Origin of the sequence: Leifsonia poae, from assembly GCF_020009625.1 — a bacterium.
In the GTDB taxonomy this organism is placed as follows: domain Bacteria; phylum Actinomycetota; class Actinomycetes; order Actinomycetales; family Microbacteriaceae; genus Leifsonia; species Leifsonia poae_A.
The window spans coordinates 966,344-988,054 of sequence record NZ_JAIHLP010000002.1 but is presented as its reverse complement, the minus strand read 5'-3'; the positions used below and the strand labels follow the sequence as shown (position 1 = coordinate 988,054).

The 21,711-nt window shown below is 68.6% G+C and carries 16 protein-coding genes, 1 pseudogene and 2 riboswitches; of the genes and pseudogenes, 7 read left to right on the top strand and 10 right to left on the bottom strand.

The genetic code is table 11. The features are described 5' to 3' along the window. Positions 1-3: 3 nt before the first annotated feature. On the top strand, positions 4-1,629 hold the full coding sequence (gene aceB, locus K5L49_RS05335) for a malate synthase A (RefSeq protein WP_223690958.1): 1,626 nt from the start codon (positions 4-6) through the stop codon (positions 1,627-1,629). A gap of 44 nt (positions 1,630-1,673) precedes the next feature. Next, positions 1,674-2,126 (top strand): DUF4262 domain-containing protein, encoded by a 453-nt coding sequence (locus K5L49_RS05330; protein ID WP_223690957.1) that lies wholly within the window; start codon positions 1,674-1,676, stop codon positions 2,124-2,126. On the opposite strand, the gene K5L49_RS05325 is transcribed toward K5L49_RS05330, so the two are convergent. Then, positions 2,123-2,464 carry a DUF488 domain-containing protein gene (locus tag K5L49_RS05325; protein ID WP_223695247.1) on the bottom strand — a complete coding sequence of 114 codons (342 nt, stop codon included), beginning with the start codon at positions 2,462-2,464 and terminating at the stop codon, positions 2,123-2,125. The genes K5L49_RS05330 and K5L49_RS05325 overlap by 4 nt on opposite strands. Positions 2,465-2,472: 8 nt before the next feature. Next, entirely contained in the window at positions 2,473-2,886 is a 414-nt protein-coding gene (locus K5L49_RS05320; RefSeq protein WP_223690956.1) for a cupin domain-containing protein, read from the bottom strand. A 154-nt stretch (positions 2,887-3,040) separates the two neighbouring features. Here K5L49_RS05320 and K5L49_RS05315 point away from each other — a divergent pair, with 154 nt between their 5' ends. Then, positions 3,041-5,422, top strand: coding sequence for an ATP-binding cassette domain-containing protein (locus K5L49_RS05315; protein WP_223690955.1), 2,382 nt, complete (start codon positions 3,041-3,043; stop codon positions 5,420-5,422). A 44-nt stretch (positions 5,423-5,466) separates the two neighbouring features. On the opposite strand, the gene K5L49_RS05310 is transcribed toward K5L49_RS05315, so the two are convergent. The 7 genes and pseudogenes from K5L49_RS05310 to K5L49_RS05280 form a co-directional block, all read right to left on the bottom strand. Continuing rightward, positions 5,467-7,017: an MDR family MFS transporter gene (locus tag K5L49_RS05310; RefSeq protein ID WP_374107674.1), complete on the bottom strand. Its 1,551-nt coding sequence runs from the start codon at positions 7,015-7,017 to the stop codon at positions 5,467-5,469. A gap of 121 nt (positions 7,018-7,138) precedes the next feature. Then, positions 7,139-8,290, bottom strand: coding sequence for a cysteine desulfurase family protein (locus K5L49_RS05305; RefSeq protein WP_223690954.1), 1,152 nt, complete (start codon positions 8,288-8,290; stop codon positions 7,139-7,141). Next, positions 8,287-9,203 (bottom strand): annotated as a pseudogene (gene nadC, locus K5L49_RS05300) (carboxylating nicotinate-nucleotide diphosphorylase). The gene K5L49_RS05305 and the pseudogene nadC overlap by 4 nt, the downstream one beginning before the upstream one ends. Next, positions 9,197-10,765 carry an L-aspartate oxidase gene (nadB, locus tag K5L49_RS05295; RefSeq protein ID WP_223690953.1) on the bottom strand — a complete coding sequence of 523 codons (1,569 nt, stop codon included), beginning with the start codon at positions 10,763-10,765 and terminating at the stop codon, positions 9,197-9,199. Before nadB ends, nadC begins: the two are co-directional and overlap by 7 nt. Position 10,766: 1 nt before the next feature. Next, positions 10,767-12,065, bottom strand: coding sequence for a quinolinate synthase NadA (nadA, locus tag K5L49_RS05290; protein WP_223690952.1), 1,299 nt, complete (start codon positions 12,063-12,065; stop codon positions 10,767-10,769). Next, a complete protein-coding gene (locus K5L49_RS05285; RefSeq protein WP_223690951.1) occupies positions 12,062-12,829 on the bottom strand; it encodes an NUDIX hydrolase in 768 nt (255 codons plus the stop codon). The genes nadA and K5L49_RS05285 overlap by 4 nt, the downstream gene beginning before the upstream one ends. A 91-nt stretch (positions 12,830-12,920) precedes the next feature. Then, a complete protein-coding gene (locus K5L49_RS05280; protein ID WP_223690950.1) occupies positions 12,921-13,781 on the bottom strand; it encodes a DUF3592 domain-containing protein in 861 nt (286 codons plus the stop codon). An 81-nt stretch (positions 13,782-13,862) separates the two neighbouring features. Beyond that, positions 13,863-13,962, top strand: a riboswitch (glycine riboswitch). Between the two features lies 1 nt (position 13,963). Beyond that, positions 13,964-14,061, top strand: a riboswitch (glycine riboswitch). 62 nt (positions 14,062-14,123) lie between these two features. Here K5L49_RS05280 and gcvT point away from each other — a divergent pair. From gcvT to gcvP, 3 genes are read left to right on the top strand one after another with little or no spacing between them, the layout of a single operon-like run. Next, positions 14,124-15,308: a glycine cleavage system aminomethyltransferase GcvT gene (gcvT, locus tag K5L49_RS05275; protein WP_223690949.1), complete on the top strand. Its 1,185-nt coding sequence runs from the start codon at positions 14,124-14,126 to the stop codon at positions 15,306-15,308. 2 nt (positions 15,309-15,310) lie between these two features. Beyond that, on the top strand, positions 15,311-15,682 hold the full coding sequence (gene gcvH / locus K5L49_RS05270) for a glycine cleavage system protein GcvH (RefSeq protein WP_223690948.1): 372 nt from the start codon (positions 15,311-15,313) through the stop codon (positions 15,680-15,682). A 15-nt stretch (positions 15,683-15,697) separates the two neighbouring features. Next, the gene (gene gcvP / locus K5L49_RS05265; protein WP_223690947.1) at positions 15,698-18,652 is read left to right on the top strand and encodes an aminomethyl-transferring glycine dehydrogenase; all 2,955 of its coding nucleotides are present in this window, start codon (positions 15,698-15,700) and stop codon (positions 18,650-18,652) included. Between the two features lie 84 nt (positions 18,653-18,736). Here gcvP and K5L49_RS05260 read toward each other — a convergent pair whose 3' ends face one another. Continuing rightward, positions 18,737-19,531: a CPBP family intramembrane glutamic endopeptidase gene (locus K5L49_RS05260; RefSeq protein ID WP_223690946.1), complete on the bottom strand. Its 795-nt coding sequence runs from the start codon at positions 19,529-19,531 to the stop codon at positions 18,737-18,739. Between the two features lie 272 nt (positions 19,532-19,803). Here K5L49_RS05260 and K5L49_RS05255 point away from each other — a divergent pair, with 272 nt between their 5' ends. Continuing rightward, a complete protein-coding gene (locus K5L49_RS05255) occupies positions 19,804-21,564 on the top strand; it encodes an ABC transporter family substrate-binding protein (protein ID WP_223690945.1) in 1,761 nt (586 codons plus the stop codon). Positions 21,565-21,711: the final 147 nt, after the last annotated feature.

Here is a 21,711-nt window from a genome sequence, read left to right as displayed (position 1 = left end):
ACCATGATCGAGATCACCGGATCCGACGGCGAACGTTTCGACGAGATCCTCACCCCCGCAGCGCTCGCCTTCCTCGACCACCTGCACCAATGCTTCGCCTCCCGCCGGCAGGAGATCCTGCTGGAGCGGCGGCGGAAACGCATCGACTCGGCCAACGGCCGCGACCCTCGGTTCCTCAGCAGCACGGCGGCGATCCGCGAAGACCCGAGCTGGCGGGTCGCCGGTGCCGGCCCCGGCCTGCACGACCGTCGCGTCGAGATCACCGGCCCCACCGATCCCAAGATGGCCATCAACGCGCTCAACTCGGGTGCCAAGGTCTGGCTGGCCGACCTCGAAGATGCCACGAGCCCCACCTGGCCGAACATCGTCGGCGGCCAGGTCTCGCTCGCCGACGCGGTGCGCGGGCGCAGCGCGTTCACGAGCGCGGAGGGCAAGGAGTATCGGGTCACGACACCGGCCGAGCAGACCCCGACGATCGTGATGAGGCCGCGCGGCTGGCACCTCGTGGAGAAGAACCTCACCTTCACCGACCGCGCCGGTCGCACTTCTCCGGCCAGCGCATCCCTTGTCGACTTCGGGCTGTACTTCTGGCACAACGCCGAGGCGTTGGTCGCCGCCGGCCGCGGACCATACTTCTACCTCCCCAAGCTGGAGGGCCACGAGGAGGCCCGTCTCTGGAACGACATCTTCGTGTTCGCGCAGCAGCGCATCGGTATGCCCGTCGGCACGGTGCGGGCGACCGTGCTGATCGAGACCGTGCAGGCCGCGTTCGAGATGGAGGAGATCCTCTATGAGCTGCGCGACCACTGCGCCGGCCTGAACGCCGGCCGCTGGGACTACATCTTCTCGATCATCAAGACCTTCCTGACCCGGGGCCGTCGGTTCGCGTTCCCCGACCGGGACCGCATCACGATGACCGTCCCGTTCATGCGGGCGTACACCGAACTCCTCGTCGCGACCTGCCACAAGCGGGGCGCGCACGCGATCGGCGGCATGAGCGCGTTCATCCCCAACCGCCGGGATGCGCTGGCCACCGAGCGTGCGCTGGCGAAGGTCGCCGACGACAAACGCCGAGAGGCGGGCGAGGGATTCGACGGAACCTGGGTCGCGCATCCCGATCTGATCCCGACCGCGCTGGCCGAGTTCGATGCGGTGCTGGGGGAGAGGCCCAACCAGGTCGACCGGCTGCGCGACGACGTTCACGTGACGGCGGGCGACCTGCTCGACATCTCCACCGCCGGGGGGATCGTCACCATCGGCGGCGTGCGAGAGAGCGTTTCGGTTGCTCTGCGTTACATCGAGTCGTGGCTGCGCGGGATCGGCGCGGCCGCCATCGACAATCTGATGGAGGACGCCGCGACCGCCGAGATCTCCCGATCACTGCTTCGACAGTGGATCGAGAACCGGATCGTCACCGAAGAGGGCACCCTGGTCGACGTGGCGCTGGTGTCGCAGCTGATCGATACCGAGGTCGCCCGGCTTCGGGAGGCCCCCGAGGACCGGTTCGACGACGCGGCCGAGGTGCTGCGCGAGGTCTCCCTCGGCGAGGAATTTCCCACCTTCCTCACCATCGGCGCCTACGCCCGCTACCTGGCCGTGCCCGAGCCCGCCCTGGCACTCGCCGGCTGAACGTAACAGCTGAACAGCGCCGGTCGCGACTACTCTGGGCAATCATGTCCCACGAGAGTCGTGACCGGCGCGTGCAGCTCCTTGCGGAGCTGCACGCCACGATCGAGCGTTCGGGCTGGGCGGTCCGAACGGCGGAACCCGATGCCGCCAGCGGAAGGGCAGGGCTCGGCTACACCGTCGGGCTGACCGCGCTCGGGCATCCCGAGGTGGTCGTCACCGGGCTGCCGGCGCTGTCGGCAGTGGCTGTGCTGAACGCGGTCGGGCAGCGGGTGCGCGATGGTGCCGACTTCCTCCCCGGCATGCGCGTCGCCGACCTCCTTCCCGTGACCGTCGTCGTCATCGATGCGGTCTCGGTCGACGGATTGACTGCGGTGCGCGAGCTCTACGGCGAGGCCGAGGCCGTGCAGCTGGTGTGGTCGGATGGGTCCGGCCGTTTTCCGGGCGAGGCCGGCTTCGCGGCGCCCGGAGCGCAGCCGTTGCTCGGAGACCTGCCTTAGCGGGCGAGGAATGCGGCGAGCACGACGCCGTGATTGATCACCGGGTCGCGCGCGCCGATCAGCAGCGTGACCGTCGGATGCTCCCGTCCGAGCGCTCGCAGCCGGTCGACCGCGGGATTCTCGGCGAGCTCGAAATCGTAGCGAGCGGTGAACTCCGCGAAGTTCGCGGCCTCGTGCCCGAACCAGCGCCGCAGCCCGGGCGACGGCGCGACCTCCTTCAGCCACTCGTCCAGCCCGGCGCGTTCCTTGCTGACCCCGCGCGGCCAGAGCCGGTCGACGAGCACACGGTAGCCGTCGCCGGCCGAAGCCGGGTCGTAGACGCGTTTGACGACGAACATGACCGTCTTCACCTGTCCGGGAATTCGATGGCGGCATCCTGCCCGGCCGCAAGCGGGAACACTCCGAGAAAGGTGACGCCGTCCGCACCCGCATCGAAGCGGGCGACACGCTCGCCTTCGGGCTCGAAGAACACGTCCCCCGCGCGCAGCACCCGTTCCTCCTGCCCCTCCAGCTGGTAGGTCACCGATCCGGTCTCGATGCTGCCGACCACCGGCCCGCTGTGCACGTGCAGACCGGCGGGCGCACCCGGCTGCAGGGTGATGCGGCGGGTTTCGATGCGGGCCACGGTCACCGGATGCGCGAGCACCGCATCCTGCACCACGATGCGGGTCACAGCGGCCTGGGATTCCGCGGCAGGGGAATCTGCGGCCGAGGATTCTGCGGCCGAGGATTCTGCGGCAGAGGGTTCTGCGGGAGCCATGACCCGATCGTATCGCCGGGCGGTGACGCGGTGACAGCTGCGATCGGCCGTCGCTTCCGCTTCGCACCGACAGGGGTCGCCGTTAGAGTGACCGACGGGGCAACGGTCGCCGACGCGACCCGTCCCGCCGATTCGTCAGGAGACAGGAGACAGAGTGAGCACGACCACGAGCCCGGGCACGCCGTCGTCACGGGACCACGCCGCCGACCGTCACGACCTGATCCGCGTGCGCGGCGCGCGCGAGAACAACCTCAAAGAGGTCAGCGTCGACATCCCGAAACGTCGGCTCACGGTGTTCACCGGTGTCTCCGGCTCGGGCAAGAGCTCGCTCGTCTTCGGCACGATCGCTGCCGAGTCGCAGCGGATGATCAATGAGACCTACAGCGCATTCGTGCAGGGTTTCATGCCTTCGCTCGCCCGGCCCGATGTGGACGTGCTGGAAGGGCTGACCACGGCCATCCTCGTCGACCAGGAGAGGATGGGCGCCAACTCGCGCTCCACCGTCGGCACGGTGACCGATGCGAATGCGATGCTGCGCATCCTGTTCAGCCGGCTCGGGGAGCCGAGCAACGGGTCGCCGCAGGCCTACTCCTTCAACGTGCCCTCCGTTTCGGGCAGCGGTGCGATCTCGATCGACGGCAAGAAGGCCGAGAAGCGCACCTTCAGTCAGACCGGCGGCATGTGTCCGCGCTGCGAAGGGATGGGGTCGGTCAGTGACATCGACCTCGCCCAGATCTACGACGAGAGCAAGTCGCTCACCGGCGGGGCGATCACCGTGCCCGGATACACCGCCGACGGCTGGTCGGTGCGGATGTTCAGCGAGTCGGGCTTCTTCGACCCGGACAAGCCGATCCGCGACTACACGAAGACCGAGCTGCACGATTTCCTCTACCGCGACCCGGTGAAGGTGAAGATCAACGGCATCAACATCACCTACGAAGGCCTCGTGCCGCGCGTGCAGAAGTCGATCCTCTCCAAAGACGTGGATGCCCTGCAATCGCATCTGCGCGCTTTTGTCGAAAGGGCCGTCGCCTTCGCTCCCTGCCCCGAGTGCGGTGGAACCCGTCTCAGTGCGGGTGCGAGGGCCTCGAAGATCGCCGGGATCAGCATCGCCGACGCCTGCAGCATGCAGATCAGCGATCTCGCGCAGTGGGTGCGCGGCCTCGATGAACCGTCGGTGGCGCCGCTGCTGGCGACCCTGCGCAGCCTCCTCGACTCGTTCGTGGACATCGGGCTCGGTTACCTCTCGCTCGACCGGCCGTCAGGCACCCTCTCCGGCGGGGAGGCGCAGCGAACCAAGATGATCCGGCATCTCGGCTCCTCGCTGACCGACATCACCTACGTCTTCGACGAGCCGACCATCGGGCTGCACCCGCACGACATCCAGCGGATGAATGAGCTTCTGTTGCAGCTGCGCGACAAGGGCAACACGGTGCTGGTTGTCGAGCACAAGCCGGAGGCGATCACCATCGCCGACCACGTCGTCGACCTGGGGCCGCGGGCCGGGGCCGACGGAGGCCAGGTGGTGTTCGAGGGGACCGTCGACCAGCTGCGCTCCAGCGGCACCCTCACCGGGCGGCACCTGGACGACCGGGCCGGGTTCAAAGACACAGTGCGCGAGGGCGTCGGCTCGCTCGAGATCCGTGGGGCGACCGAGCACAACCTCAAAGACGTGGATGTGGACATCCCGCTCGGGTCGCTCGTCGTGATCACCGGTGTCGCCGGTTCGGGCAAGAGCTCACTCATCCACGGCTCGGTGTCCGGTCGTGACGGCGTCGTCACGGTGGATCAGGGGGCGATCCGCGGGTCGCGTCGAAGCAACCCGGCGACCTACACCGGCCTGCTGGAGCCGATCCGCAAGGCGTTCGCGAAGGCGAACGGCGTCAAGCCCGCCCTTTTCAGCGCCAACTCCGAAGGGGCTTGCCCGAATTGCAACGGCGCCGGTGTGATCTTCACCGACCTCGGCGTGATGGCGAGTGTGTCGACCGTCTGCGAGGTGTGCGAGGGCAAACGGTTCGACGCATCCGTGCTCGATTATCATCTCGGCGGCAAAGACATCAGCGAGGTGCTCGGCTTGTCGGTGGCCGCCGCCGAGGAGTTCTTCGGCGGCGGCGAGGCTCGCCTTCCGGCCGCGCACGCCATCCTTCAGCGGCTCGCCGATGTGGGGCTCGGCTATCTCACGATCGGGCAGCCGCTCACCACGCTCTCCGGGGGTGAACGTCAGCGGCTGAAGCTGGCGACGCACATGGCCGAGGAGGGCGGCGTCTATGTGCTCGACGAGCCGACCACCGGGCTGCACCTCGCGGACGTCGAGCAATTGCTCGGTCTGCTGGACCGCCTCGTCGACTCCGGCAAATCGGTGATCGTGATCGAGCACCATCAGGCCGTGATGGCGCACGCGGACTGGATCGTGGACATCGGGCCGGGTGCCGGTCACGACGGTGGCCGGGTGGTCTTCGAGGGCACCCCGGCCGATCTTGTCGCCGATCGGTCCACCCTCACCGGTCAGCATCTCGCCGCCTACATCGGCGCCTGAGCGTTTCGTTGCGGGCGCCGGTCGGCGCCCGCAACGTGCCCGACTCAGTGGACGGGCATACCCTCCGGGGCATCCGCCGGTTTGCGGATGAAGAAGGAACCGACCACTGCGAACAGAGAGATGATCGCGGCGACCAGGAACGCCAGCCGCACGCCGCCCGCCGTCGCCATGTGGATCGGTTCTCCGGCGCTCGCAAATGCCGTGGTCCGCGCCGACATGACGGCGATGAGCAGGGCGGTACCGGCCGCACCGGCCACCTGCTGCACGGTGCCGACGATCGCGCTCGCGTGGGAGTACAGGTGGGGGACGACCGAGCCGAGCCCGGCCGTGAACAGCGGCGTGAACATGAGGGACAACCCGATGCTGAACACGATGTGGGCGGCGAGGATCAGCAACGGCGAGGTGTGCTCGGTGATCAGTGTGAGCGACCAGAGCACCAGGCTCACCAGGATCGACCCGGGCACCACGAGCGGCGCCGGTCCGTAACGGTCGTAGAGCCGGCCGACGAACGGCGCGAGCACACCCATCACGACCCCGCCGGGAAGCAGGAGGAGCCCGGTCGCGAGCGTGTCGAGCCCGAGGACGTGCTGCAGGTAGAGCGGGAGGATGATGATCATGCCGAACATGGCCGCCGTGCTGATCACCATGAGCGCGATCGCCACCGTGAAGATGGGTGAGCGGAACGTGCGCAGGTCGAGCAGCGCCCGGTTCTGACGCTGCAGCCGAAGCTGTCGCAGGATGAACCCGGCGAGCGAGAGCGCGCCGACGCCGATCGAGACCCACATCGTCGCCGTCGTGACGGCGCCCGCAGTCGATGCCTCGCCGGCCTGGCTGAGCCCGTAGAGCAGCCCGCCGAATCCGAAGGCGGAGAGGATGACCGAGAAGACGTCGATCTTGACCTTCTCCGGCTCGGTCACGTTCTCGACGTACTTGATGCCGATCAGGAGCATGACGACGGCGATCGGCAGCACGATGAGGAACATCCAGCGCCAGTCGAGGAAGTTGAGGATGACGCCGGAGATCGTCGGCCCGATGGCCGGCGCCACCGAGATGACGATGGAGACGTTGCCCATCGTTCGCCCACGTTTGTTCGCCGGCACGAGGGTCATCAGCGTGGTCATCAGGAGCGGCAGCATGATCGCGGTTCCCGAGGCCTGGATGACGCGGGCGACGACGAGCACTCCGAATCCGGGGGCGAGCGCCGCGCTGAGGGTGCCGAGCGAGAACAGGCTCATCGCTGCGATGAAGATCGACCGCGTACTGAACCGCTGCAGCAGGAAACCGGTGATCGGGATGACCACGGCCATCGTGAGCATGAACGCCGTGGAGAGCCACTGCGCCGCGACCGCGTCGATCGCGAGGTCGTCCATCAGGCGCGGGATGGCGACGGACATGATCGTCTCGTTGAGGATGACGACGAAGGTGGCCGAGAGCAGCAGCCAGATCACCCGATTGTTGCGTCGGGTGTGGTCGGGTGCCGCGGTTGTGACGTCGGTCGCCGCGAGGGGTGCGTCGGCGGCGGAACCGGCGACGACGGGGTCGGCGGTGGCGGGGTCGGCGAGCGCGTCGGGCGCGGGTGAGGTGTTCTCAGTCACGCGCTCCAGCGTATCCAGCGGTACTGACAGCGGAGGTTTCGAACGGGTTAACGCTGGCCGAGTTCACTCTCCGCGTAATGCATGCATTCGCATGGCGCGGCGCGTCTCGGCGCCGATCGCCTCAGCCGCGCCGGTCGCCGAGACCGGCCACCTCGCGCACCGCATCGCCGACCGCGGGCGCCACCGCGGCGAGGTCGGCGGCCGAGACGTCGGCGCCCCAGGAGAAGCGCACCGCCGTGCGGGCCACGTCATCGGAGTAGCCGAGGGCGAGCAGCACATGGGAGGCGTCCTCGCTTCCGGCTGCGCAGGCCGAGCCGCTGGACGAGACGACGCCGCGTCGCTCCAGCTCGAGCAGCACTGTCTCGCCATTCGTGCCCGGGAAGACGAACGAGGCGGTGGCGGGCAGACGTTCCGATGGATGCCCGGTGAGGCGCGCATCCGGGATCTCGGCCAGCACTGCCGCCACGAAAGCGTCCCGTGCCCTGGAGGCCGCCGCGGCGACGGCGGGCCGCGCCCCGGTGGACAGCCGGGCCGCCGTCGCCAGCGCCACGGCGCCGGCGACATTCTCGGTGCCGGAGCGCCGGCCACGTTCCTGTCCACCGCCGTGCAGCACCGGCTCCACGGGGATGCGCCCGCGCACGAACAGCGCACCGATGCCCTTGGGTGCACCGATCTTGTGGCCGGAGACCGAGAGGGCATCGACCCCGAGGGCTCCGACGTCGAGGTCGAGCCAGCCGGCGGCCTGCACGGCGTCGGTGTGGAACGGGATGCCGTGCGTGTGCGCGAGTGCCGCAAGTGCGGCGATCGGCTGTACTGTGCCGACCTCGTTGTTGGCCAGCATCACGCTGGCGAGCGTCGTGTCCGGGCGCAGCGCCGCCGCGAAGACGTCGGGGGAGACGAGACCGGCGGCGTCGACCGGAACGAACGTCACCTCGAAGCCGTGCTGTCGCACCAGATAGTCGACCGAGGCCAGAACGGCCTCGTGCTCGATCGGCGTGGTGACCAGGTGCCGCCCGCGCGGTGCGGCGAGCGCGATGCCCTTGATCGCCAGATTGTCGGCCTCGGTTCCGCCGGAGGTGAAGGTGACCTCGCCGGGGCGGCACCCCAGCCACTGGGCCACGGCCGCGCGCGCCCCGGCGAGCGCCCTGGCTGCGGACTCGCCGACGGTGTGGTGGCTCGACGGGTTGCCGAAGTCGCCGGTCAGGTAGGGCCACATCGCTTCGAGGACTTCGCGGCGCACCGCCGAGGTCGCCGCCGCATCGAGGTAGATCACGGTGCGGCCGGAACCGCCCCGGCGGGCACGGAAGCGGCGGGCTCGGAAGCGGTGGGCTCCGATGCGACCACGACGTCGAGCCCGAGATCGAGGGAGCGGACGCTGTGGGTGAGCGCCCCCACCGAAATCACATCGACCCCGGTCTCGGCGATCTGCCGCACCGTGGAGAGGTTCACATTGCCGCTGGCCTCGACGATCGCCCGACCGCCGATGACCGCCACGCCTTCGCGGAGCTCGTCCAGCGTGAAGTTGTCGAGCATTATCGTGTCGACGCCGGCGGCGAGCACCGCAGCGATCTGGTCGATGCGGTCCACCTCGACCTCCAGATGCGTGGTGTGCGAGAGCTGTGCGCGCACAGCGAGCAGCGCATCCGTCACCGAGAGTCCGGATTGGGCGGTGAGCACAGCCAGGTGGTTGTCTTTGGCCATCACGGCGTCGGAGAGCGAGAAGCGGTGGTTGTGGCCGCCGCCGGAACGCACGGCGTGCCGTTCGAACGCACGTAGGCCGGGGGTCGTCTTGCGGGTGTCGACGATTCTGGCGGAGGTGTGGGCCACCTCGGCCACATACGATGCGGTCGACGTGGCGATGCCGCTCATCCGCTGCACGAGGTTCAGCCCTACCCGCTCGGCCTGCAGCACTGCTCGGGCCGGGCCGCTCACGGTGGCGAGGGTGTCGCCGGCCTCGAAGCGGTCGCCGTCGGCCAGGGCGAGTTCGACCCGGATGGCGGGGTCGGTCAGGGTCATGGCGGCGGTGAAGACCGCGCCCCCGAGAACGTGCCGGGTTCTCGCGCGTTCAGGCGCGCCGTCGCGGATGCCGCTTCGGGAATGAGCAGCGTCGAAGTGAGGTCGCCCCAGGGCGCGTCCTCGACGAGGGCGGCGCGCACCACGGTGTCGATGATCTGGGTAGTCAGCATGGAACGGTTACCTCGGTTCTCGCGTGGGTGCGTGCCCGCAGCGAATGGCGCGGTCGGTCGGAGGTCAGGGGGAAATCGGAGCGGAAGTGCGCCCCGCGCGACTCCTCCCGCTCCAGAGCGGCGGAGACGACCAGCCGAGCGAGGTCGAGGAGGTTGGCGTCCTCGCGCTGGGTCTGCGAGGGATGTTCGCCGCCGGCGGCACGCCAGCCGGCCAGTGTCGAGGCGGCCGTCTCGAGCGCCTGGTGTGTGCGGTGCACGCCGGCCGCATCCCACAGCAGGTCGCGGAGGGCGGCCCGCTCGACCGGGGTCGCGTCGGCACGCTGCGGCACGGAGTGCGCAGCGTCGTCGGCATCGGTTTCCGCGAGCCATTCGGGGAAGCCCCACTCGTCGGCCGCCGCGACGCCGCCGGTAAGGTCGGCCGCGGCGCGATGCGCAAACACGATGCCTTCCAGCAGCGAATTGGAGGCGAGCCGGTTTGCGCCGTGCGCGCCGGTGCAGGCAACCTCGCCCACGGCGTAGAGGCCGGGCAGTGTGCTGCGGCCTCTCGTGTCGGTGGCGACCCCGCCCATCCAGTAGTGCGCGGCGGGCGTCACCGGAACGGGCGTGCGTGCCCAGTCGAGCCCCGCCGCCCGGCAGGCGGCATCGATGGTCGGGAACCGCCGGGCGAGGAACTCCGCGCCGAGCGCGGTCGCGTCGAGCAGCACCGGGGCTCCGCCCTGGGCGGCCATCTCCACCGCGATCCCGCGGGCGACGACGTCGCGCGGTGCGAGCTCGGCATCGGGGTGCACGTCGAGCATGAACCGCTCGCCCGCGGCATTGCGCAGCACGGCGCCCTCGCCCCGCACGGCCTCCGAGACCAGGAAAGAGCCCGGGATCGCCAGCGCCGTCGGATGGAACTGGTAAAACTCCAGATCGGCCAGGGCCGCGCCGGCACGCCAGGCGGCGGCGACGCCGTCGCCTGTGGTCACCCGCGGGTTGGTCGTGTGCGAGTACAGCTGACCCGCACCGCCACTGGCGAGGATCACCGCGTCGGCGGCGATCTCCACGACACGGCCGTCGGCGCGGAGCACCTCGATGCCGCGCACCACGCCGCCGTCCACCAGGAGGTCGGTCAGGAAGGCGTTTTCGACGAGCTCGGCTGCAGAGGCGCGCACCGCGCGGACCAGTGCGCGTTCGATCTCCGCGCCCGTGGCATCTCCGCCCGCGTGCAGCACCCGAGCACTCGAGTGCGCCGCCTCCAGCCCGCGCGCGAGCTGGTCGCCCGCCTGGTCGAACGCGACCCCGAACGCGATGAGGTCGCGGATGCGGTCCGGCCCTTCCGCGCAGAGCGCCTCGACGGCCTCCCTCACGTTCAGCCCGGCTCCCGCGCGAAGGGTGTCGGCGATGTGCGACTCGACGCTGTCGTCGGCGAATACGGCCGCAGCGATCCCGCCCTGCGCGTAAGCGGTGTTGCTCTCCGACAGCTCGGATTTCGTCACGACGATCACCTCGTGGCGGCGGCTCGCCTCCAGCGCGGCGATCAGCCCGGCGACACCGCTGCCGACCACCACCACGCGGGCCATGTCAGGCCGCCATCGTGGTGTCGGGTCGCGCGGCGAGCATCCGCTCGAGGGCCACGCGGGCGGGCTCGGCGACGTCGGCGCCGACGGTGATGCGGTTCAGCACTTCGCCGCGCACCAGGCCTTCCAGCACCCAGGCGAGGTAACCGGGGTGGATGCGGTACATCGTCGAGCACGGGCAGACCACCGAGTCGAGGCAGAAGATGGTGTGCTGCGGATATTCGGCAGCGAGCCGCTGCACGAGGTTGATCTCCGTGCCGATGGCGAAGGTGGAGCCGGTGGGGGCGGCCTGGATCGCCTTGACGATGTAGTCGGTCGAGCCGTACTCGTCTGCCGCGTCGACGACCGGCATCGGGCACTCGGGGTGCACGATGACCCGCACATCGGGGTATTGCTCGCGCGCCTGCTCGATCTGACCGACCGTGAAGCGCTTGTGCACCGAGCAGAACCCGTGCCAGAGGATGACCCGCGCATCCATGATCGTCTCGGCGTCGTTTCCGCCGAACGCCTTGCGCGGGTTCCAGAGCGGCATCTGCTCGACCGGGACCCCCATCGCCTTGGCCGTGTTGCGGCCGAGGTGCTGGTCGGGGAAGAACAGTACGCGCTGCCCGCGCTCGAACGCCCATGTGAGCACGGTCTCCGCGTTCGACGAGGTGCAGACGATGCCGCCGTGCTCGCCGCAGAAGCCCTTGAGCGCCGCCGACGAGTTCATGTACGTCACGGGGATCACCGGTACGCGGCCATCGGCATCCGGCTCGGTGCCGTACAGCTCTTCGAGCTGCTCCCAGCACTCGGTGACCGAGTCGATGTCGGCCATATCGGCCATCGAGCATCCGGCCGCCAGGTTGGGGAGGATGACGGCCTGCTCGGGGCGCGAGATGATGTCGGCGGTCTCGGCCATGAAGTGCACCCCGCAGAAAACGATCGCCTCGGCCTCCGGCTTGGCCTTCGCGGCGTTCGCCAGCTGGAACGAATCGCCCACGAAGTCTGCATACTGCACGACCTCGTCGCGCTGGTAGAAGTGGCCGAGGGTCACGACGCGGTCGCCGAGAGTCGCTTTGGCGGCGAGGATGCGGTCGTGCAGCTCCTCTGTGGACGCCGTGCGGTACTCCTCGGGGAGCTCGCCCTGGCGGGGGGTGTCTGCCGGGATCGGATCGGCCATGGAAGCGCCGGGCCCGTACGACGGTTCTTCGCGGTCGAACAGCCAGGGCCCCTCGACGAGGTCAGGACTGCACGATTCGCCCTCGAGCTCACCGCGCGCGATGAGCTGGATGGTGGTGTCGACCGAGGCGGTGATGGTCATTTCCTGGTTCTCTCTTGTCTGTCGAACGGGTGCTGCTGGCGGGGGAGGGGGCCCTGATCGGCGAGGTCGATCGAGTCGTTGTAGCGGTAGAGTCTCGGCGGCCGATGGGGCGTGCCGGTGAGATAGCTGTCGGTGGCGACGACGGCGCCGGAGGCTTCGATACCGCGGCGGAAGTTCGCCGGGTCGAGCGGGCGGCCGAGCACGGCCTCGTGCACTTCGCGGAGCTGGGCGAGGGTGAACGTCTCGCCGAGGAATGCGTGGGCGATGCGGCTGTACTCCATCTTCGTCCGCAAGCGCCAGAGCGCGTACTCCACGATGAGGTTGTGGTCGAAGGCCAGCGGGGGGAGGTCGTCGGCGGCGAACCAGCGCACGTTCTCGCCCACGGAGGCGCGCTCGGCTTCCTCGCTGCGCACCAGCGCCCAGTACACGATCGAGACGACCCGCTCCGCGACGCCTTGCGCGCCCGAGCGGGTGGCATCGCCGAACGCGTAGAGCTGTTCCAGGTATCGGGGGATGAGTCCTGTCGTGTCGTGAAGGGTGCGTCCGGCGGCGTAGGCGAGGTCTTCGTCCAGGTGCAGGGGCCCGCCGGGGAGGGCCCAGCAGCCCTGGTGTGGTTCCCGGATGCGCCGCACCAGGGGCAACCACACGCTCGCCAGGTCACCGGTCTCTGCATCTTTGCGCAGCGCGAAGATCACGGTCGAGACGGCGAGCATCGCGCTGACGTGCGCGTGTCGCCTGTCTTCCGTGTGTTCGCTCGACGTCATCGCCGGCTCCGTCCTGGTAAGAGTCAGTGTGACTCTAAGTGAGTGAATGCCATCTTAGTGTCATTTGCACCCGAACCTCAACCGAGTGCAGTCAGTCACCGTGGTGGGTGAAGTCGGCGACCGCTCCGCCCGGTCCGAACGCCACGAACAGACGCGCCCTGTCGTCTGGCGCATCCGGGTCGTAGAGCACTGTGACGGCCGCACCGACCCGGGGGACCCGTGCCGCCGGAAACGTCCCCTGCCGGGTCACCCACCGCTTCGCGCCGCTCCGGTCGACGAACGAGATGGTGACGGGAACACGTCGATACGCTCCGGTCGAACGATCGCCAGCGTCGGCGGCGGTCACGACCCCGGTCACGCGCACCCCCGAGACCAGAAGCGCCCCGACGAGCGCATCCCTCGACCGCCGCTCGACCGCCGTCCGGATGCTGAGGAGCACCGCACCCAGCGCGACGACCCCGGCGAGCACGGGAAGCCAGAACTCCGCCGAATACCAGACCCACTCCCACGGGCCCCACGGAAGATCGGCGCCCTGCACCGGATCGGTGGCGACTCCGACGGTGAGCGGCGCGGTCCAGAGCGCGCAGCCGAGCGCGATGCCGGCCGAGGCGCCGACCGTGGCGATCGTCGCCGCGCTCACCAGCCCGGCGCGGCCGTCGCCGGCGAAGACACGGGCACCGCGGTGGTAGGCGACGGCGAACAGCGCGCCGGCGAGAACCCCGACCGGCAGCACGGCGCTGGTGGCAGGCATGGTGGACTCCCAGGAGGCGAAGACACTGTTGAGCTGCACGATGCGGAAGCCGTCGAGCAGCCAGGCGACGCCGTAGCCGAGGACGGCGGCCGCGACGAATTCGAGCGCGCCGGCGACGAGCGCGAGCGTCAGAACGCCCGGATCTCCTCGTTTCGGTCCCCCTTTGCGCCGTCGGAACTCGGCGGGGTCCAACGTGCTCATGCTCCGAGGGTAACCGTCGGATATGCTGAGGACCGTTCGCGCACGCGCGAACCAGCGAGTGCAACTGAATACTGGGCCATCGAGGTCGATGCGGGAGAGCCGGAGCGCGGAAGCGCACGCCCGGCACCGAAGGAGCAATCCTCCCCGACAATCTCTCAGGTACGCGTACCGCATCGAACTGGCCACTCTGAAAAGCAGGAGCGCGACACCATCACGCCCTCGCCCAAGGTGAAAGCCGCGCACGCGCGGTGAAACTCTCAGGCCGGATGACAGAGGGGGAGTTCTCACGCAGCCTTTCGGCGTGCCCAACTCCCGGCGACGGCCGGCAGAACCGGAGAACTCATGACCTCGCACGACTCGGACCGCCTCTCGCCCCTGCACGACGCGCACCTGGCTGCCGGCGCCTCCTTCACGGACTTCGCCGGCTGGCAGATGCCGGTGCGCTACTCGAGCGACCTGGCCGAGCATCACGCGGTGCGCACCGCGGCCGGCCTGTTCGACCTCTCGCACATGGCCGAGATCCTCGTGATCGGCCCGGAGGCCGGCCAGGCGCTCGATTACGCGCTCGCCGGCCGGCTCTCGGCCATCGCGAACGACCAGGCGAAGTACAGCCTGCTGCTCTCCCGCTCCGGCGGGATCGTGGACGACCTCGTCGTCTACCGAACCGGCGACGACCGCTACATGGTCGTGGCCAACGCGGCGAACCGCCACCGGGTCGTCGAGGAGCTCCGCGACCGCACGGCGCCGTTCGACACCGAGGTGTTCGACGAGAGCGACGACATCGCGCTCGTCGCCGTTCAGGGGCCGGCCGCTCTGGCGATCCTGTCGGCCACCCCCGGCTTCGCGGTCGAGGGGGGCGCCAACGATGGCGACGACTTCGCCGAGCGGCTCGGGTCGCTGGGGTACTACTGGTCGCTTCCTGCGCTGTTCGAGTCGCATCCGGTTCTCGTCGCCCGCACCGGGTACACCGGGGAGGACGGCTTCGAGCTCTATCTCGCCCCCGACGACGCACCCGGCCTGTGGGATGCGCTCCTCGAGGCCGGCGCCGGGCGCGGCCTGGTGCCGGCGGGGCTGGCCAGCCGCGACACGCTCCGCCTCGAGGCGGGGATGCCGCTCTACGGCCACGAGCTCAGCCTCCAGACGTACCCGGCGCAGGCGGGCCTCGGCCGCGTCGTCAATCTCGCGAAAGAGACCGATTTCGTCGGCCGGAACGCGAGCGAGGTCGGCCCCGACGCTGAAGCACCCGTGCTCGTCGGGCTGATGGGGCACGGCAAGCGGGCCGCCCGCGCGGGCTATGCCGTGTTCGCCGAAAACGCGGCTGCGGCCGACGAACCGGTCGGCGTCGTCACCTCCGGCGCGCTCTCGCCCACCATCGGGGTCCCGATCGCGATGGCGTATGTCGCGCCCCGGTCTGCCCGCCCCGGCACCGAACTGCAGGTCGACATCCGCGGCACACGCCTCGGTTTCACCGTCACCTCACTCCCCTTCTACAGCCGAAAGCCAACCTCTTCGAGAAAGGACGGCTAGCCATGGCCGAGCCCACGACCCTCCGATACACTGCCGAGCACGAGTGGATCCTCGTGGAGGGCGACACAGTCACCGTCGGGATCACCGCGTACGCGGCCGAGAAGCTGGGCGATGTCGTCTTCGTGGAGCTTCCCGAGGTGGGCAGCGAGCTCGCCGAGGGCAAGGTCGTCGGCGAGATCGAGTCGACGAAATCGGTCGGTGAACTGTTCGCCCCCGTGAACGGCACGGTCACCGCGATCAACTCCGCCGTCGTCGACGCCCCGGAACTCGTCAACAGCGACCCGTTCGGCGAAGGCTGGCTCGTGAAGCTGACCTTCACAGAGCTGCCCATCCTGCTCAGTTACGACGAGTACTCCGCCCTCGTGGGCGAGTGAGGCGACCTCCCCGACATGACTGACTTTTTCCCGTCGCGCCACATCGGCACCGATGCCGGCGCGCAGACCTCGATGCTGTCCGCCGTCGGCTACGACTCGCTCGAATCGCTCGTGACCGCCGCGGTGCCCGCCTCCATCCGGGTGGACGACGACCGCGTTTCCTCCCTTCCCGCTGCGGTCGGTGAGCGGGCTGCGCTCCGCGAGCTGCGCGCGATCGCCGGGCACAACACGGTCAACCGCTCGATGATCGGTCTCGGCTACTACGGCACGATCACGCCGTCCGTGATCAAGCGCAATGTGCTCGAGAACCCGAGCTGGTACACGGCCTACACCCCGTATCAGCCCGAGATCTCCCAGGGGCGTCTGGAGGCGTTGATCAACTTCCAGACCATGGTGGCCGATCTGACCGGCCTCGACACGGCCAATGCATCGATGCTCGACGAAGGCACCGCGGTCGTCGAGGGGATGCTGCTGGCGCGCCGCGCATCCAAGGTCAAAACCTCGAGGTTCATCGTTGACAGCGACACCTTCCCGCAGACGCTCGCTCTGCTGCGGCATCGGGCGGATGCGGTCGGCATCGACCTCGTGGTGCTCGACCTGGCCGCCCTGTCACCCGATGCTCCCGAGCTCGGCGATGCGTTCGGCCTGTTCGTGCAGTATCCGGGCGCCTCCGGCCGTGTGTGGAACCCGAGCCCGGTGATCGGCGCCGCGAAGGCCGGTGGGGCCGTCGTCGTGGCCGCAGCCGACCTCCTCGCGCTCACGCTGCTCACCTCCCCGGGTGAGCTCGGCGCCGATGTCGCCGTCGGCACGAGCCAGCGCTTCGGCGTGCCGATGGGTTTCGGAGGGCCGCACGCCGGGTACATGGCTGTGCGCTCCGGCCTGGAACGCCAACTCCCCGGCCGCCTCGTCGGCGTCTCGCAGGATGCGGTGGGCAAGCCCGCCTACCGTCTCACCCTGCAGACGCGCGAGCAGCACATCCGCCGCGAGAAGGCCACATCGAACATCTGCACCGCCCAGGTGCTGCTTGCGGTCATGGCCGGCATGTACGCCGTCTACCACGGCCCGCAGGGGCTCAAGTCGATCGCTCAGCGTGTGCACGGCCAGACCGTGCTCGCCTCCCGATTCCTCCGGTCGAAGGGCGTGCGCGTCACCTCGACCTCCTACTTCGACACCCTCGAGGTGGCCGTCGGCGATGCGGCGGCGAGTGTCGCACGCGCGCACGGACGCGGCATCCTGCTTCACCGCGTCGATGCGACGACCGTGCGCCTCAGTTTCGACGAGGAGTCGGCGAGCGACGCGTTCGACGGCTCCCCGCTGTTCGCCGACCTGCTGGCCGTCTTCCAGCCCGATGCGGGCGACCCGATCGAGCTGGAGCACCAGGCGGGGATCAACCTCGGTCGCGGGGGTGGAGGCGGTGTCGAGCTGATCCTGCTGCACGGCCTCCGGGGGTACGACGCCGGGCTCGCTCGCACCAGCGCGTTCCTCACGCATCCGGTGTTCAACACGCACCACTCCGAGACCGCGATGATGCGCTACCTCAAGTACCTCGCCGACAAGGACTACGCGCTCGACCGGGGCATGATCCCGCTCGGCTCCTGCACCATGAAGCTCAACGCGGCGAGCGAGATGGAGGCCGTGACCTGGCCCGAGTTCGCCGCGCTTCACCCGTTCGCCCCCATCGAGGATGTGCAGGGCACGCTCGAACTCATCGACCAGCTGGAGAGCTGGCTCGCCGACGTCACCGGCTACGACACGGTCTCGCTGCAACCCAACGCGGGGAGCCAGGGCGAGCTCGCGGGTCTTCTCGCGATCCGGGGCTACCACCGCTCACGTGGCGACCTCCAGCGCACAGTCTGCCTCATTCCGCAAAGCGCGCACGGCACCAACGCGGCCTCGGCCGTCCTCGCGGGCCTGTCGGTCGTCGTCGTCGCCTGCGACGAGCTCGGCAACGTCGACCTTGACGATCTGCGTGCCAAGGTGGGCGAGCATGCCGACACTCTCGCCGCATTGATGATCACCTATCCGTCCACTCACGGCGTGTACGAGCACGAGGTCGTGGCCATCACCCAGGCCGTGCACGACGCCGGCGGCCAGGTCTATGTGGACGGCGCCAACCTCAACGCCCTGCTGGGCTACGCGCGATTCGGCGACTTCGGGGGAGACGTCAGTCACCTCAACCTGCACAAGACCTTCTGCATCCCGCACGGCGGCGGCGGGCCCGGGGTCGGGCCGGTGGCGGCGAAGGCGCACCTCGCGCCGTTCCTGCCGGGACACCCGCTCGCGCAGCGTGCCGACCACCCGCTGGCCGGCGGCGGTCGGGTCGACCATGGCGGGGGTCCTGTCTCGGCCGCGCCGTACGGCAGCCCGAGCATCCTCCCGATCAGCTGGGCGTACGTGCGGATGATGGGCGCCGATGGCCTCAAGGAGGCGACGGGGGCCGCCGTGCTCGCGGCCAACTATGTCGCCGCACGGCTCCGCGACCACTTCCCGGTGCTCTATGCCGGCGACAACGGTCTCGTCGCCCACGAGTGCATCCTCGACGTGCGCCCGCTCACCGAACAAACGGGGGTGACCGTCGATGATGTCGCGAAACGTCTGATCGACTACGGCTTCCACGCGCCGACGATGAGTTTCCCGGTGGCAGGAACCCTGATGGTGGAGCCGACCGAGAGCGAAGACCTGGGCGAGCTCGACCGGTTCGTCACGGCGATGGTCTCCATCAAGGCCGAGGCCGACGCGGTCGCCGCCGGCGATTGGCCGGCCGACGACAATCCGCTGCGCAATGCGCCGCACACGGCCGAGACGGTCATCGTGGGGGAGTGGGCGCACTCCTACTCCCGCGAGCGGGCCGTCTATCCCGTTCCGAGCCTGGTGCGGGCGAAGTACTGGCCTCCGGTGCGCCGCATCGACCAGGCCTGGGGCGACCGGAACCTCTTCTGTGCCTGCCCGCCTCCGGAGGCTTTCGCGTAGCGCCTCGTTCCTTCTCGATCTGCTCGAATGAGCACTGCTCGAATGAGCACAGATCGAGAAGGAACGAGGCGCGCGGCGCGCTTGTCACCCGAAGAACTGCGGCCACCACGCCACGGCGAGCGGATACCCGACGAACGACACGATGTCGATGACGGTGTGCGCGATCACGAGCGGCATCACACGCCCCCAACGGGTGTAGCACCAGCCGAAGACCACACCCATGATCACATTGCCCACGAACGGCCCGAACCCCTGATACAGGTGGTAGCTGCCCCTGAGCACGGCCGCGGCCAGGATGATGGTCCACCGGCCCCAGCCGAGCTGTCGCAGCCGGGTGAAGAGGTAGCCGACGACGATGACCTCCTCCTGCAGCCCGGCTCGCAGCGCCGAGAACACGAGGATCGGGATGGTCCACCAATACGTGTCTAGCGGTGAGGCCTGCACCTGCACGGTCACCCCGAGCACGCGGCCGAGCACGTAGAGCAGGATCCCGGGGATACCGATGGTCAGAAAGAGCAGGACGCCGCCGGACAGGTCTCTCCCCGGGCGGGTCGCGTCGAGTCCGATCCGACGGAAGCCGCTGCGCTGGGTCTGCCAGAGCAGGAAGATCACCAGCGCCACGGCGAACAGCTGGAAGAAGATGCCGAGGAACTGGTAGGTGAAGTCGAGCCACTCGCGGGTGCTCTGCGAGGGGTTGACGCTCGCCGTCTGGTCGGCGAGCGCCTTCTTCGAGGTCACGAGAGCGACGATGTCGACGATGGAATAGATCGCGGAGGAGCCGAGCGACAGCCCGAGCACGATCGCCACCTCCCACCACAGTCTCGGCCGTTCGGCGCGGGGGACGGGCACCTCGGCGGACCAGGGGGTTTCACGGCTCATAACGGCATCCTGCCAGTCCCGGGCATCAGGGTGGGGTAAAGGTGGACGGTGCCGCAAACCCGAGGTTCCGATCGTTTCGTTGCATCCTGCGGCTGAAATCCACCGCTTTTGTGTGCATCGTGCAATTTTTCGCCAACTGAGTTACCACTGTGTAACGTTTTCCGATGCCGTTTTGCATTCAACGCGGGCGCTACCTACAGTCATTCTTATCCAGCGGTGGCCCTGGCGCGCTCGCACGCCGGCGCTGACGCACACTTCGCACAGGAGGAACATTGAAGACAAGCAGATCGCGACTGCGCCCCCTCATCGGGGCCATCGCCGTCGCCGCAGCAGCCGGGCTCGTCCTGGCCGGGTGCACGACATCCGGTCCGTCGAGCGAGGCCAGCAGTGGGGGAAAGACCATCACGGTCGCGCAGGTGAACGAAGTTACGTCGTTCAACTACAACACGCCTCAGGGCAACCTCGACATGAACGGCATGCTCAACTACATGACGCAGCCGACCTTCTACACGCTCGACCAGAGTTACAAGGTCATCCACAACTCCGACCTCGGCAGCTACAAGAAGCTCAGCGACAACCCGCTCAAGGTCGAGTACACGTTGAACCCCGACGCCAAGTGGTCAGACGGCACCCCGATGACGGCCGACGACCTCCTGCTCGGCTGGGCTCAGCTCTCGTGCTACTACGACTCCTCGACGACCGACGCCAAGGGTGACGTCACCAAGGGAACGCAGTACTTCTCGACCGCCAGCGGTTGCGTCTTCGCGACTGGTCTGCCGACCGTCAGCAGCGACAACAAGAGCATGACGATCACCTACGACCAGCCGTACGTGGACTGGGAGATCATGAGCCCGATCCAGCTCCCGGCGCACGTCGTCGCGGCCGAGATCGGCTCGACCACCAAGGATCTGACCAAGGCCTTCCTCGACACGCCGAAGGGCGACACGGCGAACCCGGCCGCTCCGAACGCCACGCTCGAGAAGGCGGCGAAGCTCGTCAACACGGGCTTCGACACCACCTCGCTCCCGAAGGACAAGAAGCTCTACGTCTCCGGCGGCCCCCTGGTGGTCTCGGCCTGGACGCCGAAGCAGTCGATGACGTTGGTGCCCAACCCCGAGTACAAGGGCAAGCACGCCGTCAAGTTCGGCAAGCTCGTCGTACGCTTCATCGCTGACGCGAACGCCCAGGTGACGGCTCTGCAGAACGGCGAGGTCGACGCGATCCAGCCGCAGGCCTCCGCCGACACGGTCAAGGCGCTCAAGAGTGCTTCCGGTGTCGACCTCGAACAGGGCAGCCAGGTCGCATACGACCACCTCGACCTGAACTTCAAGTCGCCGGTGTTCACCGACCCGACCGTGCGTCAGGCGTTCCTGCTGACCGTGCCGCGCCAGGACATCCTGAACGCGATCGTCACCCCGATCAACTCGAGTGCCAAGGTCCTCGACTCGCAGATCTTCTTGCCCGGTCAGGACGGCTACGACGAGTCGGTCAAGCAGAACGGCTCCTCCGCGTACGACAAGGTCGACATCGAGAAGGCGAAGCAGCTCCTCGCGGGCAAGACCCCGACGGTGAAGATCCTGTACAACTCGCAGAACCCGAACCGTGTCGACTCCTTCCAGGCCATCCAGTCCTCGGCGGCGAAGGCCGGCATCAAGGTCGTCGACGGTGGCTCGCCGCAGTGGAGCTCGCTCCTCGCCGGTGGCGACTACGACGCCTCGCTGTTCGGTTGGGCGAACCCGGGCGCCGGCAACGCGCAGCTCCCGCAGCTCTTCCAGATCGGTAACGGCAGCAACTACAACAACTTCAACAACCAAGAGGCCAGTGACCTCGCGGTGAAGTCGCAGACCACTCTGGACACGACCGACCTGCAGAACATCAAGTTCCAGCTCGACAAGATCGCGTTCCAGCAGGCATACGGTCTGCCGCTGTTCCAGCTGCCGGGTCTGTTCGCCAACACCAGCAAGGTGAAGAACATCGGCTACTTCGGTGGCCAGAACGGCATCTTCTGGAACGTCTGGGACTGGACGAAGTAACCACTACTTCGTTTCCCCAGACGAGCTAGAATCACTCAATCACTCGGGGCGTCGGATCCTGGATCCGGCGCCCCGTCCTTGGGCGGCCGTTCGGTGATTACTCGCCGACGCTCTGTTCTCCCGTTCGCGCCTCATCCGGGTGCCGGA

Excerpts from the sequence above, each read along its gene's own strand:
- aceB (WP_223690958.1), top strand. The coding sequence starts at position 4 with ATGATCGAGATCACCGGATCCGACGGCGAACGTTTCGACGAGATCCTC.
- K5L49_RS05330 (WP_223690957.1), top strand. The coding sequence starts at position 1,674 with ATGTCCCACGAGAGTCGTGACCGGCGCGTGCAGCTCCTTGCGGAGCTG.
- K5L49_RS05325 (WP_223695247.1), bottom strand. The coding sequence starts at position 2,464 with ATGTTCGTCGTCAAACGCGTCTACGACCCGGCTTCGGCCGGCGACGGC.
- K5L49_RS05320 (WP_223690956.1), bottom strand. The coding sequence starts at position 2,886 with ATGGCTCCCGCAGAACCCTCTGCCGCAGAATCCTCGGCCGCAGAATCC.
- nadB (WP_223690953.1), bottom strand. The coding sequence starts at position 10,765 with ATGGCCCGCGTGGTGGTGGTCGGCAGCGGTGTCGCCGGGCTGATCGCC.
- nadA (WP_223690952.1), bottom strand. The coding sequence starts at position 12,065 with ATGACCATCACCGCCTCGGTCGACACCACCATCCAGCTCATCGCGCGC.
- K5L49_RS05285 (WP_223690951.1), bottom strand. The coding sequence starts at position 12,829 with ATGACGTCGAGCGAACACACGGAAGACAGGCGACACGCGCACGTCAGC.
- K5L49_RS05280 (WP_223690950.1), bottom strand. The coding sequence starts at position 13,781 with ATGAGCACGTTGGACCCCGCCGAGTTCCGACGGCGCAAAGGGGGACCG.
- gcvT (WP_223690949.1), top strand. The coding sequence starts at position 14,124 with ATGACCTCGCACGACTCGGACCGCCTCTCGCCCCTGCACGACGCGCAC.
- gcvH (WP_223690948.1), top strand. The coding sequence starts at position 15,311 with ATGGCCGAGCCCACGACCCTCCGATACACTGCCGAGCACGAGTGGATC.
- gcvP (WP_223690947.1), top strand. The coding sequence starts at position 15,698 with ATGACTGACTTTTTCCCGTCGCGCCACATCGGCACCGATGCCGGCGCG.
- K5L49_RS05260 (WP_223690946.1), bottom strand. The coding sequence starts at position 19,531 with ATGAGCCGTGAAACCCCCTGGTCCGCCGAGGTGCCCGTCCCCCGCGCC.